The sequence below is a fragment of the Pantoea sp. E956-1 genome (assembly GCF_982223955.1).
The window spans coordinates 291432-305296 of sequence record NZ_CEUYZP010000004.1; the positions used below are offsets into that span (position 1 = coordinate 291432).

The window sequence follows — 13865 nt, forward strand, 5'->3', positions numbered from 1 at the left end:
GAGGAATTCGCGAATGTTAACAGTCGTTGCTGAAATTTGTGTCAAACCCGGTCGCCGTCAGGCCGTGCTGGATGCCGTGAAAAAACTGATCCCGCTGGTTTTAGAAGAAGAAGGCTGCCATCAGTATGACGCGCTGCTGGACCATCAGGCGCAGGTGCCGTGGAAGCAGAACTCGCCAGACTCCATTTTTATGCTGGAACAGTGGGAAACTTTACGCCATCTGGAGCAGCATCAGCAGATGCCGCACATGGATGCGCATCGCGCCATCATTAAAGATGATGTGGTGGATGTGAAGATTCTGGTGCTGGAACCCAGCGCCTGATTAGTGCTGAAGGCTTAACCCCGGTTGGGTAAAAGGGGTCAGGCTGCTGACAACCTCAAACCTGAGTGCCTCTGGCAGCAATGAATTAGTTCAACGCAAAGGGAACCCGGTCAGAAGAGGAAAGCGTCCCGCGCCAGGGATGGCGCGGGTAGAGCGACCAGGGACTGGCTTGAGCGCCTTTCCGATCTGACCGTGTTCCCTGTGCAAGCACAATCTCACAGCAAATCCGGCCAGACTTGCCAGCATCTCCAAACCCCTGCCCTATGACAGGGGTTTTTTATTATGCCAAGAGAGATCACAGCAGCTTACGCCGATCAATCTCGGTGCGGAGAAAATCCAGGAAGCAGCCGATGCGCGATGAGAGCGTGGTATTACGGTAATAGACCGCATGCACCGGCAACCGCAGCTCGCGGGTTTCAGCGGGGAGAACCGGCACCAGCCGTCCTGCCGCGCAATCTTCCCGGCTGACAAAGTCGGAGAGGCGTGCGATCCCCTGTCCTGCCAGCGCCAGCTGCCGGATGGTTTCGCCGCTGGAGGCAGAGATTGTGGGCTTAATACGCATGAAATCGCCATCTGGCTGCCAGACCGGCCAGACATTGTGCGCCTCAAGATGGCTGAAGCCGATGATTTGATGCTGCGCGAGATCGGCAACGCTCTGCGGGGTGCCTGCTTTCGCCAGATAAGCCGGGCTGGCCATGAGCCGGATCGCACTGCTGCCAAGCATCCGGGCGCGCAGCGTAGAGTCGCGCAGTTCGCCGATGCGAATGGCAATGTCCGTTTGCTGCTCCAGCAGATCGATCAGGATATCGTCGGTATTCAGTTCAAGCTGGATCAGGGGATAGCGGGCGCGGAAATCGTCCACCAGCGGCACAATCACATGCAGCATAAAAGGGGTTGCGGCGTTTACCCGCAGCCGTCCTGACGGCATCTCGCGCCGCTGGGCTATCTGCTCTTCGGCCTGCTCAACCGAGGCCAGGATCTGGCGCGCATGCTCCAGAAACACCTGTCCCTCTTCGGTCAGCGCCAGACGTCGGGTAGTGCGATGCAACAGGGTGGTCTGCAGCTTGCTCTCCAGCCGGGACAACGCCCGGCTGATGCCCGAACTGGTCTGCCCCAGCTGGGATGCCGCCGCTGTAATGGAACCGCTGTCCACTACCGCCACCCAGGCACGTAACTCTTCCAGGGTAATTTTCACAAGGGTTACTTCTCTGCTCTCTGAATCTGCGGGGTTCTCTGAGGATGTGCTGGCTGAAGCACAAAGAGAACAGGACGCTTTCGCGTCCTGTTTTTTTACACTTCGATATCGGCCTTGTCGCCTTTTTCCTGCAACCAGTTACGCCGGTCTTCAGAACGTTTCTTCGCCAGCAGCATATCCATCATGCGCAGCGTCTGATCGATATCCTCTTCACTGATGGTCAGCTGTACCAGACGGCGGGTATTTGGATCCAGCGTTGTTTCGCGCAACTGCAAAGGGTTCATCTCACCCAGCCCTTTAAAGCGCTGAACGTTAGGTTTACCCTTTTTGCGTTTCAGCTGCTCCAGCACGCCCTCTTTCTCATCTTCATCCAGCGCGTAGTGAACCTCTTTACCGAGATCGATACGATAGAGCGGTGGCATGGCAACGTAAACGTGTCCATTTCTGACCAGTGAACGGAAATGTTTCACGAACAGGGCACACAGCAGCGTGGCGATATGCAGACCATCCGAGTCCGCATCCGCCAGAATGCAGATCTTGCCGTAGCGCAGCTGTGAAAGATCTTCGCTGTCGGGATCGATACCGATCGCCACAGAAATATCATGCACTTCCTGCGACGCCAGCACCTCATCAGAAGAGACTTCCCAGGTGTTAAGGATCTTACCTTTGAGCGGCATGATCGCCTGATATTCACGATCGCGCGCCTGCTTGGCCGATCCACCCGCCGAATCCCCTTCGACCAGGAACAGTTCTGTTTTATTCAGATCCTGCGCGGTACAGTCAGCCAGTTTGCCCGGCAGAGCCGGACCGCTGGTGAGCTTTTTACGCACCACTTTTTTGGCTGCCCGCATACGCCGCTGGGCGCTGGAGATCGCCAGCTCAGCCAGCTGCTCTGCCGTCTGGATATTCTGGTTCAGCCACAGGCTAAAGGCATCTTTTACCACGCCAGAGACAAAGGCTGCGCACTGACGAGAAGAGAGACGCTCTTTGGTCTGTCCAGCGAACTGCGGATCCTGCATCTTCACCGACAGCACATAGGCGCAGCGATCCCAGATATCTTCCGCCGAGAGCTTCACGCCACGCGGCAGAATGTTACGGTATTCGCAGAACTCGCGCATCGCATCCAGCAGTCCCTGACGCAAACCGTTGACGTGAGTCCCGCCCTGCATGGTTGGGATCAGGTTAACGTAGCTTTCAGTTAATAACTCACCGCCTTCCGGCAGCCACAACAGCGCCCAGTCAACCGCTTCAACATCGCCAGCAAAACTGCCGACAAACGGTTTTCCCGGCAGCGTCGGTAAGCCATTCACCGCTTCGCACAGGTAGTCAGTCAGGCCATCTTCGTAGCACCAGGTCTGTTCGGTATTGTTCAGCTTGTCTTTAAAGACGATCTCAACGCCAGGGCAGAGTACCGCTTTGGCTTTCAGCAGATGTGATAAGCGTGACACCGAAAAACGTGGGCTGTCGAAGAAGCTTTCATCCGGCCAGAAATGGACGCGCGTGCCGGTGTTGCGTTTAGCAACTGTGCCGGTGACCGTGAGATCCTGGACTTTGTCACCATTCTCAAACGCCATGTCATAGATTTCGCCATTACGGCGCACCGTGACTTCGACGCGTTTTGACAGGGCGTTAACCACCGAGATGCCGACGCCGTGCAGGCCGCCCGAGAACTGATAGTTTTTATTGGAGAACTTGCCGCCCGCGTGCAGGCGACACAGGATCAGCTCGATGGCAGGCACGCCCTCTTCCGGGTGAATATCCACAGGCATGCCGCGACCATCATCAATAACTTCCAGCGACTGGTCAGCGTGCAGAATCACTTCAACCCGCTTCGCGTGGCCGCCAAGCGCCTCATCGACGCTGTTATCAATCACTTCCTGACCCAAATGGTTGGGCCGCGTCGTATCGGTGTACATGCCCGGACGACGGCGAACAGGCTCAAGGCCAGTCAGGACCTCAATGGCATCCGCGTTATAGTTAGATTGACTCATCGTAAATGTCTGATTAGAAGGGTGAAATGGGGTGCGATTTCCGCATTACTCAGGGATGATTCAGACCAAGAAAGTTCAGAATCTGCGGGAAATGGCGCTCGAATCCAGTAAATGCATGATTTCCGCCCTCTTCTACCGTGTGACGGCACGCGCTGTAATAGTCGAGCGCCTGTCGGTAATCGAGAACTTCATCGCCGGTCTGTTGCAGCAGCCAGAGTAAATCGGGCGCTTCCAGCGGTTCAATCTGCATTACTTTCAGATCGTAAATGTGGCGTGACTCTAACACATATTGCTGGCCGGTGTAGGGATTCTGATTTTCGCCGAGGAAATCCGTCAGCAGCTCAAAAGGCCGCACCGCGGGATTGACGACTACCGCAGGCAGCATAAAGCATTGCGACAGCCAGGTGGCGTAATAACCGCCCAGCGACGAGCCTACCAGCCCCAGCGTTTCGCCACTGTGGCTCAGTACCAGATCTTCCAGCATTGCGGCGGCATCGGCCGGAAACGTCGGCAACTGTGGCACGATCATGTTGATCTCCGGATGCTGCGCTTCTAACCATTGCCGGAACTGCGTCGCCTTAGCCGACTGCGGCGAGCTGTTAAAACCATGCAGATAGAGCAATGCCGCCACGCGTCAGTATCCTTCTGAGTCTAAATCGGGACGAAAAACGTCGGTGTCGAGCCGGTTAACCTCGGTCTCAAGGCCGCCATCCGGATACAGCGTGAACCAGCGCCAGCCGGGAGCCACGGTGTCGATCGTAAAGCTGGTGCAGTGCGGTTTGAACTGAACGCAGGTTGAAGGGGTGGCCAGCACGCGACGACCGTGCCACTCAAGATCCAGCTCCTGATGAATATGACCACAGACCAGCGTCCGGGCTAACGGGTAATGCTGTAACACCGCATCGAGCTGATGTGAGTTGCGCAGGCTGTGCTGATCGAGCCAGGTACAGCCAGAGGCCAGCGGATGATGGTGCAGCAGGACCAGCGTATGACGTTGCGGATAGCGGGCCAGCGCATTATCGAGCCACTCCAGCTGATAATCGCTCAGCATCCCGTGCGGCACACCCGAGACCTGGCTGTCGAGCAACACAATCTGCCACTTCTCACCCACCAGCACCTGCTTGTGGGCATTGATATGAGCTGCTGCCAGCGTGTCGAACATCGCGGGCTGAAAATCGTGATTACCAGGCAGCCAGACGCAGGGCCGCGGCAAACGTGAGATGCCCTCAGCAAAATGCTGATAGGCTTCGATAGAGTGATCCTGAGCGAGATCGCCGGTGGCGATAATCAGGTCGTAGTCACGATGTTGCGCAATTATCGCATCCAGCACCGCTTTGTAGCTCGACCAGGTGTTCACCCCAAGCAGCGATTCATGTTTTCCCGCGAACAGGTGGGTATCCGTGATTTGCAAAATCCTGATTTTGGAACCGTTCGCTGCAGGAAGAGTTAGCAGGCTATCCAAAGCGTTTCCTTCGTCTCCACGCCATTTACTGCATTATACGCATCAGCAGACCGGAACTGCCATTGCGCCATGTGCCAGGCAGTAGCGCAGCCAGTCTGCGAGAAACTGGTTTATCTGATGTTTTTCATCGCGCTGATGCAATTTTTTATTAGGATAATCATAGCGCGCTTTGAAACGATAGATCTGTTGAGTTGAACACACTTCGGCGACCATCGCATCGTGATAGAGCCTGACTGACATCGAGGGCAGACTCCAGTAACTCACGGCAGGTGCGACCTGGCGGATCTCCACCAGTGTGGTGTAGCGTGTCGACTCCTGGATCGTCAGCTGATAACGGGCGCCACTTACCTGATAGATCACCGATTCTCCCGCCTCATCGTTACGCGGCAGCAGGCGGCGTAACTGGGCGAAATTGGTTTCGCAGAGCCGCATCATTTCGGGAAAGTCAGGGGTATAGCGCTGTTTCATTTTTGTATCCACTCTTCGCGTAGTTTCTCATGGTGCAACGCCAGCCATTGCAGAGCGATGACAGACGCCGCATTGTCGATTATCCCCTCTTCCACCCAGCGGTAAGCCTGTTCGCGGCTCACCACATGGACAAGAATATCCTCATTCTCTTCCTCCAGACCATAGCATCCCTCTGCCTGGCTGGCATCCACTTCCCCAATCAGCACCGACAGACGTTCGCTGGTGCCGCCAGGGCTGGCCAGATAGTTAAGCATGGGCTTAATCCGGCCGACCTCTAATCCTGCTTCTTCAACGGCTTCACGGCGCACGACCTGTTCGACAGACTCACCGGGCTCAATAATGCCGGCGACCATCTCCAGCAGCCAGGGTGAAGCACTGCTGTCATAAGCCGGGATGCGGATCTGTTCAATCAGCACCACTTCATCGCGTAAGGGATCGTAAGGTAGCAGCACGGCGGCATGTCCGCGCTCAAAAACCTCGCGCTGTACTTCCCCACTCATTTCGCCATTAAACTGGCGGTGGCGGAAGCGATAACGTACGACCGAAAAAAAACCATCATAGACGGTCTCGCGTGCAATAATTTCTACATCGTTTTTTGTGAAAGTCACAGGGGATTCTTTTTCTTCCGGCATCATCGGGTTCCTTGTGCAGATTGGGGTGGAGCGAAAAAAGCCTGTAATCGTGCTCTATGTAAGTGGTTCTTTCTGAATTATTTACGTAAATTAGGGGGAGAAGGCACGTTCAGCCAACTTATCTCACAGTTGCCCTCTGCTAGAATCGGCGATAATTTTTTGGCTTACCCGGCAGCGCACCCACCGCAATTTGCTGCAACAAAAGGAATGCAAATGAAAAAACTGCTCCCATTTTTTATTGGGCTGAGCCTGGGCGGTTTCAGCTTCGCCAGCCAGGCCGAAGACCTGCTTCAGGTTTACCAACAAGCACGTCTGAGCAACCCGGATCTGCGCAGCGCCGCTGCCGATCGCGATTCTGCCTTTGAGAAAATCAACGAAGCGCGTAGCCCATTATTACCCCAGCTCGGCCTGGGTGCAGACTACACCTATAACAGCGGCTATCGCGACGGTAGCGGTCTCCATTCCAACACGACCAGCGGCTCGCTGCAATTAACCCAGACTATTTTCGACATGTCGAAATGGCGCGCGCTGACCCTGCAGGAAAAAACTGCCGGAATCCAGGATGTGACCTATCAGGTGGCACAGCAGGATCTGATTCTGAACACCGCGACCGCCTACTTCAACGTGCTGAAAGCGATTGATACCCTTTCTTACACCGAAGCGCAGAAACAGTCGATCTATCGCGAACTGGATCAAACCACACAGCGCTTTAACGTTGGCCTGGTTGCCATTACTGACGTACAGAACGCCCGTGCGCAATATGACAGCGTGCTGGCTAACGAAGTGACCGCGCGTAATAACCTCGATAATAACGTGGAAACGCTGCGTCAGATCACCGGCATGGACTACATGTCGCTGGCTTCACTGAGCATTGATCGCTTCAGAACCGATAAGCCAGAACCGGTCAGCGCGCTGCTTAAGCAGGCAGAAAGCCGTAACCTGTCGCTGCTCTCTGCGCGTCTGAACCAGGATTTAGCCCGTGAGCAGATCCGCCAGATGGAAGCGGGTCATATGCCCACCATTGGTCTGACAGCCTCTACCGGCATGTCGAACAGCAAATATGGCGGCAGCCGTGCGAACCAGAGTCAGGGCTCTACTGACTCCATTACGGGTACTAACCAGGTAGGTCTGAGCTTCTCACTGCCACTCTATAGCGGTGGCAGCGTCACCTCTCAGGTGAAACAGGCGCAGTACAGCTTCGTCAGCGCCAGTGAATCGCTGGAAAGCGCGCACCGCTCTGCGGTTCAGACAGTACGCTCATCGTTTAACAACGTGAATGCCTCTATCAGCAGCATCAACGCTTATAAACAGGCCGTGGTCTCTGCGCAAAGCTCTCTGGATGCGTCAGAAGCGGGCTATCAGGTTGGTACGCGTACTATCGTAGATGTGCTGGATGCAACCACCGTGCTCTACAACGCTAAGCAACAGCTCTCTGATGCGCGCTATAGCTATCTGATTAACCAGCTGAATATCAGCTATGCGCTGGGTACGCTCAATGAGCAGAGCCTGCAGCAACTGAACAGCCAGCTGGGTAAAGAGATTCCGACGTCACCGGAAACGGTAGCACCGGAAAATGCACAGCAGACCGCGCGCGTGGATAGCGGTCCGGCGGCAACCGGCTCTTCTGAGGCAGCGCGTCCTGCGGCTCGCCACAGCAGCGGTAATCCTTTCGGCAATTAATGAGCGGACGGGCTGCTTTGCGGCCCGTCTCTCCGTTGAACGTATAACTAAGTAAAGATCCCTGTTGTATCAGGCCTCCAGCTTCAATTTTACCCCCCCATCACCTATTCTATGCGCTACCTTTGGGCACAGGATAATCATAATGAAACGCACAAAATCTATTCGCTATGCCGCTTTTCGCAAAAGCTGGCAGGCACGCCATTTAACGCCCGTTGCTATCGCCGTTTCGGCGGTATTTATGCTGGCTGGCTGTGAACAGAACGACGAAACGGTTTCGATGTACCAGAACGCTGATGACTGTTCAAAAGCCAATCCGGGCCAGAGTGCGCAATGTACTACCGCATTCAATGAAGCCAAAAAAGAGGCGGAACGCACCGCGCCAAAATATGCAACGCGTGAAGATTGTGTCGCTGAATTTGGTGAAAACCAGTGTCAGCAGACACCTGCTCAGGCGGGCGTGGGCACCACTAATGCCGAATCGCAGCAGAGTGGCGGCAGCTTCTGGATGCCACTGATGGCAGGTTACATGATGGGCCGCATGATGGGCGGTGGTTCGGGCTTTGCACAGCAACCGCTCTTCTCACCGAAAAATGCCCGCAGCCCGGCCAATGGTCAGTTTGTTGATGCATCGGGCCGTAATTATGGTGCAGCAACGTCCGGCAAAAGCATGACCGTGCCGAAAACGGCGCTGGCACCAAAACCGGCTACCACCTCCACCATTACCCGTGGTGGCTTTGGTGAAACCGTCGCGAAGCAGAACAGCATGCAGCGTAGCAGCGCCAGCGGCACTTCCAGCCGCTCAATGGGAGGCTAACGCCCCGATGGAACGCATTGCCATTTCAGAGCGCCCAGGCTGGCGCGAAAAAGCCACCGAGTTCGGTTTTCGTTTTCACACCATGCATGGTGAACCCTACTGGTGTGAAGATGCTTATTACCAGTTCACACTGGCACAAATCGAGCATCTGGAAGAGGTGACCGCTGAATTACATCAAATGTGCCTGCAGGTGGTGGAAAAAGTGGTTAACAGCGAAGCGTTGCTTGCTAAATTCCGCATCCCTAAACACACCTGGGACTTCGTGCGCGATTCATGGCATCAGCGTCAGCCTTCGCTTTACTCTCGTCTGGATCTCGCCTGGGATGGCAAAGGCGATGTAAAGCTGCTGGAGAACAATGCCGATACGCCGACCTCGCTGTATGAAGCGGCGTTTTTCCAGTGGCTGTGGCTGGAGGACCAGCTTAACGCTGGTCAGCTCCCCGCAGGCAGCGATCAGTTTAATAGCCTGCAGGAAAAGCTGATTGAACGCTTTGCCGCGTTACATCAGCAGCACGGCTTCAACTGGCTGCACTTCGCCTGCTGCCGTGATACCGACGAAGATCGCGGCACCGTGCAATATCTTCAGGATTGCGCCACCGAAGCGGGTCTGCCGAGTGAGTTTCTCTACATGGATGAAATTGGACTGGGCGAAAAAGGGGAATTTACCGACGCCCAGGATCAGGTGATTAGCAACCTGTTCAAGCTCTATCCGTGGGAATTCATGCTGCGTGAGATGTTCTCCACCAAGCTGGGCGATGCTGGCGTACGCTGGCTGGAACCGGCCTGGAAAAGCATCATCTCGAATAAAGCCTTGCTGCCGTTGCTGTGGGAGATGTTCCCGAATCATCCTAACCTGCTGCCCGCCTGGTTCGCGGAAGATGACGTGCCGCACATGGACAAATATGTGGTGAAGCCGCTGTTTTCACGTGAAGGTGCCAACATCCGCATCGTGGAAAATGGTCAGGAGATCGCCCGCGTCGATGGACCCTATGGCGAAGAGGGAATGATCGTCCAGCAGTTCCATCCGCTGCCTAAGTTTGGCGACAGCTATACGCTGATCGGCAGCTGGCTGATTGACGATCAACCGGCTGGTATCGGCCTGCGGGAAGATCGTGACCTGATCACGCAGGATCTTTCCCGTTTCTATCCGCACGCCTTTATCGGTTGATGCACCGCGCTAATAACAGGCCAGCTTCTGGCCTGTTTTCTTCTGGCTTCCCTAACCTACCTGAACCGACAACATGCTGATCGCACCCATCTCCATGCCATCAACCGGAATGCTGATGGCGTCATCTGGCTGACGTGCGCCAAGTATATAGAGCAGCGGCAGATAGTGCTCAGGTGTCGGATTAGAAAGCGCCGCGCCCGGATGATCCATAAAGTTAACCAGCGGATGAGAAGCAGCATCGCTCTGCACCGCCAGGTTATCGCGGACAAACTGTTCAAAACTGCTGGCCCATGGATAAACTTCACTGTTGCCATCCCAGCGCACTTTACGCAGGTTATGTACCACGTTGCCGCTGGCGACAATCATCACGCCCTGATCGCGCAGTGCAGCCAGTTTCTTGCCCATCTCAAAGTGCCATGCCGCGGGTTTGGTGCTATCAATGCTGAGCTGCACCACCGGAATATCGGCCTCCGGATACATCTTAATCAGGACGCCCCAGGAACCATGATCCAGTCCCCACTCGTGATCCAGCGTCACCGCTACGGGCGCTAACTGCTCAACCAGTTGCTGCGCCAGTTCAGGCGAGCCCGGTGCCGGATAGCGCATATCAAACAGCGCCTGCGGAAAGCCACCAAAATCATGAATGGTCTCAGGCTGTGCCATTGCCGTCACGGCGGTGCCGCGCGTATACCAGTGCGCCGAAACCGCAATAATCGCGCGTGGACGTGGCAGAGTATCGCCCGCGTGACGCCACGCCGCAGTATAGCGATTCTCTTCAAGGGCATTCATCGGGTTGCCGTGACCCAAAAACAGCGCTGGCATTCGTAACTGGCTCATTCGTGATCCCCGGGATCGAGTGTTTGATAGCCACTACGATACGCGCATCCGCTGCTTTATCACGCGGATAACCATGATGGTGATCATCAGGAAATTTGAATGAAATTTAATGTGGCGGGTTTAACAGCGTTTCGGCATGAAGGAGAGAGAAAAAGTCAGCGGTCAGCCCGCGCCATTCCCGGGAGACAGGATGAAAAACAGGCCCGACAGGAGCCTGTTTTTCGCCGCAGCCAGATTAGCTGGCGTGGCGTGTTTCGTGCGCGCGGCGCCAGGCGATCAGATCTTCGATAGTCACCACCGGCATGTTGTGCTGACGGGCGAACGCAATTGCTTCAGGCGCATGGGCCATAGTGCCGTCGTCGTTGGTCAGTTCGCACAGCACACCTGCGGGCTTAAAGCCTGCCAGCGTGACTAAATCGATGGTCGCTTCCGTATGGCCGCCACGGGTTAATACGCCGCCTTCGCTGGCACGCAGCGGGAAGACATGACCAGGGCGATGCAGATCGGTGGGTTTAGCATTGTCGGCAATGGCGGCGCGGATGGTGGTGATACGATCCTGCGCGGAGACGCCCGTGGTGACACCTTCTGCGGCCTCAATGGTCACGGTGAAGCCCGTGCCGAAAGAGCTGGTGTTGTTTTCCACCATCATTGGCAGATCGAGCTGCTGGCGACGCGCTTCGGTCAGGCAGAGGCAGACGATGCCGCTGCCATGACGAATAGTCAGTGCCATCTGTTCAACGGTCATGGTTTCTGCGGCGAAGATCATGTCGCCTTCGTTTTCGCGATTTTCATCGTCGAGTACCATCACACCGCGTCCCTCACGCAGGGCGGCGATAGCACGTTCTACACGCTGTTCAGGCGTGCCAAATTCAGAAAGTAGCGTCTGATTCATGGTAATAAAAACCTTAAAATGTATGGGTTACCAGAATCAGGGCGTGCTTAGGAGTGACGTCAAAAAGACGTGGCAATAACGTGAAGCAGACACAATTGTCCGACAGATGTCGTTACCCTCTCCCATCCGGACTGTAACCGTCGGCCCCGGAATTACACCGGATCTGCTGACCTTTACCTCTCTTTTCATAAAGATAAAGCGCTCGCGGGCTTTCAGCCGAAGCTGATTTACCGCCGGTGGGGAATTGCGCCCCGCCCTGAGAATAAGCACTTTAACTATAACGCCGATCGTTTGAGGCGGCAATCATCTATAGCGCAATTGCTTTTGCATTTCCTGCGTTACCGATTTGAGGTTTATCCTTTTCATTTCTGGCATTACACTTAACACTTATTACGTTGGTAAACACGCTGACACAGCTCCCCGTAACCAGGAAATCATCATGATCGACACGAAAAAAATTGAACAACTTGCCCGTCAGGTTCACGAAGCGATGCCTAAAGGTGTTCGTGAGTTTGGTGATGATGTCGAAAAGAAAATTCGTCAGGTTCTTCAGGCGCAGCTGACCCGGATGGATCTGGTCAACCGTGAGGAGTTTGATGTGCAGACGCAGGTATTACTGCGTACACGTGAGAAGCTTGCGGCGCTGGAGCAGCGTCTGGCGCAGCTGGAAAGCCAGAGCGGCGGTAGCAGCAGCACACCGCCAACGGCTACCGCGCCTGCCGCGACGGTGACTCCGGCTGTGACCGGTGTCGCCACGGCTAACACCGCCACTGCAGGTGCAGCGACATCCCCTGCCGCTTCACCGGCACCGTCAGCCATTAATCCTGCGGATGTGGTTAATACTGACAACGACAGTAACCACTAAGAATCAGTTTAGCGGGAGCAGGTCTCCCGCTGCCTTCTGGTGTTAACTGTCGCCGCGAATGGTTTTGATGATATTGGTGGTTGAGATGCCATCTTCAAAATTCAGCACCTGCACGTCACCACCATTGGCCCACACCTCTTTACTGCCCGCGATATCTTCCGGCTTGTAATCTCCCCCTTTGACCAGCAGGTCAGGGAGAATACCCGCAATCAGCCGCTGCGGCGTATCCTCTTCAAATACCACCACCCAGTCGACCGCTTCCAGCGCGCCCAGCACGATCATCCGGTTTTCCTGTGGATTCACCGGACGGCTTTCGCCTTTCAGACGTTTAGTCGACGCATCACTGTTCACCGCGACAATCAGTCGATCGCCGAGCTTGCGCGCATTGGCCAGGTAAGAGACATGACCGGCATGCAGAATGTCGAACACACCGTTGGTCATCACTACTTTTTCGCCACGGCGGCGTGCCATCTCCACCGCCGCTTTCAGTTCAGCCTCGGTCATGATGCCAAAGCCCTGTTCCGGACGGGCATGAATCGCATTTTCCAGCTCAACGGTGCTGACGGTCGACGTACCCAGTTTACCCACTACCACACCCGCAGCCGCGTTGGCCAGGAAACAGGCTTCTTCCAGCGAGTCACCTGCCGCCAGTGCCGCTGCCAGCACCCCAATCACCGTATCGCCGGCACCGGTCACGTCATAAACTTCCTGCGCCTGGGTCGGCAGATGCAGAGGCGCTTTGCCCGGCTGCAGCAGCGTCATGCCATTTTCTGAACGGGTCACCAGCAGCGCGGCGAGATCAAAATCGGCGATCAGCTGGGTGCCGCGCGCCACAATTTCCTCTTCGTTTTTGCATTTGCCGACTACGGCTTCAAACTCAGAGAGGTTCGGCGTAAGTAATGTCGCGCCACGGTAGCGGGCAAAGTCGGTGCCTTTCGGGTCGATCAGCACCGGGACGTTTGCTTCGCGCGCCAGAGCGATCATCGTCTGCACGCTGCAGAGCGCGCCTTTGGCGTAATCCGACAGCACCAGCGCACCCGCGGCGGCCAGTGACTCACGCATTTTCTGATGAATCGGCTCCGGATCGACCTGATCAAAGCCCTCTTCAAAATCGAGACGGATCAGTTGCTGATTGCGGGAGAGCACACGCAGTTTGGTAATGGTCGGATGGCTTTTGATCGCCACGAAGTCACAATGCACGTTGACGTCTTTCAGCGTGTTACTCAACACACGCGCCGCATCATCTTCACCAGTCAGGCCAATCAGTCGCGACGCGGCACCGAGTGCTGCAATGTTCATCGCCACGTTTGCCGCGCCGCCAGGGCGCTCTTCAACCGTGTCCACTTTCACCACCGGAACCGGCGCTTCAGGGGAGATACGGCTGGTTGGGCCATACCAGTAACGATCCAACATTACATCGCCAACAACCAGCACTGAGGCTTGGCCGAACGCGGGCAGAGTCACTTTCATTCCAGACACTCCAGACTGCATTAAAAATAGTGCGCGGATGATAGCACAGTTGCGATTTGTGCTATCAGC

Annotated in this window: 14 protein-coding genes and 1 riboswitch; of the genes, 5 read left to right on the top strand and 9 right to left on the bottom strand. The window is 55.5% G+C overall.

The features are described 5' to 3' along the window. The first annotated feature begins 13 nt into the window (after positions 1-13). The gene (locus tag AC0T7J_RS13890; RefSeq protein ID WP_010249029.1) at positions 14-322 is read left to right on the top strand and encodes a putative quinol monooxygenase; all 309 of its coding nucleotides are present in this window, start codon (positions 14-16) and stop codon (positions 320-322) included. A gap of 295 nt (positions 323-617) precedes the next feature. Here AC0T7J_RS13890 and AC0T7J_RS13895 read toward each other — a convergent pair whose 3' ends face one another. The 6 genes from AC0T7J_RS13895 to nudF all read right to left on the bottom strand — a co-directional run bounded on the left by AC0T7J_RS13895 (position 618) and on the right by nudF (position 6070). Continuing rightward, entirely contained in the window at positions 618-1517 is a 900-nt protein-coding gene (locus tag AC0T7J_RS13895; RefSeq protein WP_473794934.1) for a LysR substrate-binding domain-containing protein, read from the bottom strand. 95 nt (positions 1518-1612) lie between these two features. Continuing rightward, positions 1613-3508 carry a DNA topoisomerase IV subunit B gene (gene parE / locus AC0T7J_RS13900; RefSeq protein WP_473794936.1) on the bottom strand — a complete coding sequence of 632 codons (1896 nt, stop codon included), beginning with the start codon at positions 3506-3508 and terminating at the stop codon, positions 1613-1615. Between the two features lie 49 nt (positions 3509-3557). Beyond that, positions 3558-4139, bottom strand: a complete 582-nt coding sequence (gene yqiA / locus AC0T7J_RS13905; RefSeq protein WP_473794938.1) for an esterase YqiA — start codon at positions 4137-4139, stop codon at positions 3558-3560. Between the two features lie 3 nt (positions 4140-4142). Further along, positions 4143-4970: a 3',5'-cyclic-AMP phosphodiesterase gene (cpdA, locus tag AC0T7J_RS13910; RefSeq protein ID WP_473794940.1), complete on the bottom strand. Its 828-nt coding sequence runs from the start codon at positions 4968-4970 to the stop codon at positions 4143-4145. Between the two features lie 42 nt (positions 4971-5012). Next, complete coding sequence (locus AC0T7J_RS13915; RefSeq protein WP_008925735.1) at positions 5013-5438, bottom strand: DUF1249 family protein; 426 nt, start codon at positions 5436-5438, stop codon at positions 5013-5015. Beyond that, positions 5435-6070, bottom strand: coding sequence for an ADP-ribose diphosphatase (gene nudF / locus AC0T7J_RS13920; RefSeq protein WP_473795002.1), 636 nt, complete (start codon positions 6068-6070; stop codon positions 5435-5437). Before nudF ends, AC0T7J_RS13915 begins: the two co-directional genes overlap by 4 nt. A 213-nt stretch (positions 6071-6283) precedes the next feature. Here nudF and tolC point away from each other — a divergent pair, with 213 nt between their 5' ends. The 3 genes from tolC (at position 6284) to AC0T7J_RS13935 (ending at position 9732) form a co-directional block, all read left to right on the top strand. Continuing rightward, positions 6284-7750 carry an outer membrane channel protein TolC gene (gene tolC / locus AC0T7J_RS13925; protein WP_473794942.1) on the top strand — a complete coding sequence of 489 codons (1467 nt, stop codon included), beginning with the start codon at positions 6284-6286 and terminating at the stop codon, positions 7748-7750. Between the two features lie 142 nt (positions 7751-7892). Continuing rightward, a complete protein-coding gene (locus tag AC0T7J_RS13930) occupies positions 7893-8564 on the top strand; it encodes a DUF1190 family protein (protein WP_010249037.1) in 672 nt (223 codons plus the stop codon). Between the two features lie 7 nt (positions 8565-8571). Next, positions 8572-9732, top strand: a complete 1161-nt coding sequence (locus AC0T7J_RS13935; protein ID WP_022623884.1) for a glutathionylspermidine synthase family protein — start codon at positions 8572-8574, stop codon at positions 9730-9732. A 51-nt stretch (positions 9733-9783) separates the two neighbouring features. Here the strand turns inward: AC0T7J_RS13935 and ygiD are convergent, their stop codons facing one another. Together ygiD and ribB are read right to left on the bottom strand one after the other, a co-directional pair. Continuing rightward, entirely contained in the window at positions 9784-10569 is a 786-nt protein-coding gene (gene ygiD / locus AC0T7J_RS13940) for a 4,5-DOPA-extradiol-dioxygenase (RefSeq protein ID WP_473794944.1), read from the bottom strand. A 235-nt stretch (positions 10570-10804) separates the two neighbouring features. Further along, positions 10805-11461: a 3,4-dihydroxy-2-butanone-4-phosphate synthase gene (ribB, locus tag AC0T7J_RS13945; protein WP_022623886.1), complete on the bottom strand. Its 657-nt coding sequence runs from the start codon at positions 11459-11461 to the stop codon at positions 10805-10807. A 110-nt stretch (positions 11462-11571) separates the two neighbouring features. Then, positions 11572-11729: riboswitch (FMN riboswitch) on the bottom strand. Positions 11730-11900: 171 nt separating this feature from the next. Here ribB and ubiK point away from each other — a divergent pair. Then, positions 11901-12326, top strand: coding sequence for a ubiquinone biosynthesis accessory factor UbiK (ubiK, locus tag AC0T7J_RS13950; RefSeq protein ID WP_473794946.1), 426 nt, complete (start codon positions 11901-11903; stop codon positions 12324-12326). 42 nt (positions 12327-12368) lie between these two features. Here ubiK and hldE read toward each other — a convergent pair whose 3' ends face one another. Then, the gene (gene hldE / locus AC0T7J_RS13955) at positions 12369-13796 is read right to left on the bottom strand and encodes a bifunctional D-glycero-beta-D-manno-heptose-7-phosphate kinase/D-glycero-beta-D-manno-heptose 1-phosphate adenylyltransferase HldE (protein ID WP_473794948.1); all 1428 of its coding nucleotides are present in this window, start codon (positions 13794-13796) and stop codon (positions 12369-12371) included. Positions 13797-13865: the final 69 nt, after the last annotated feature.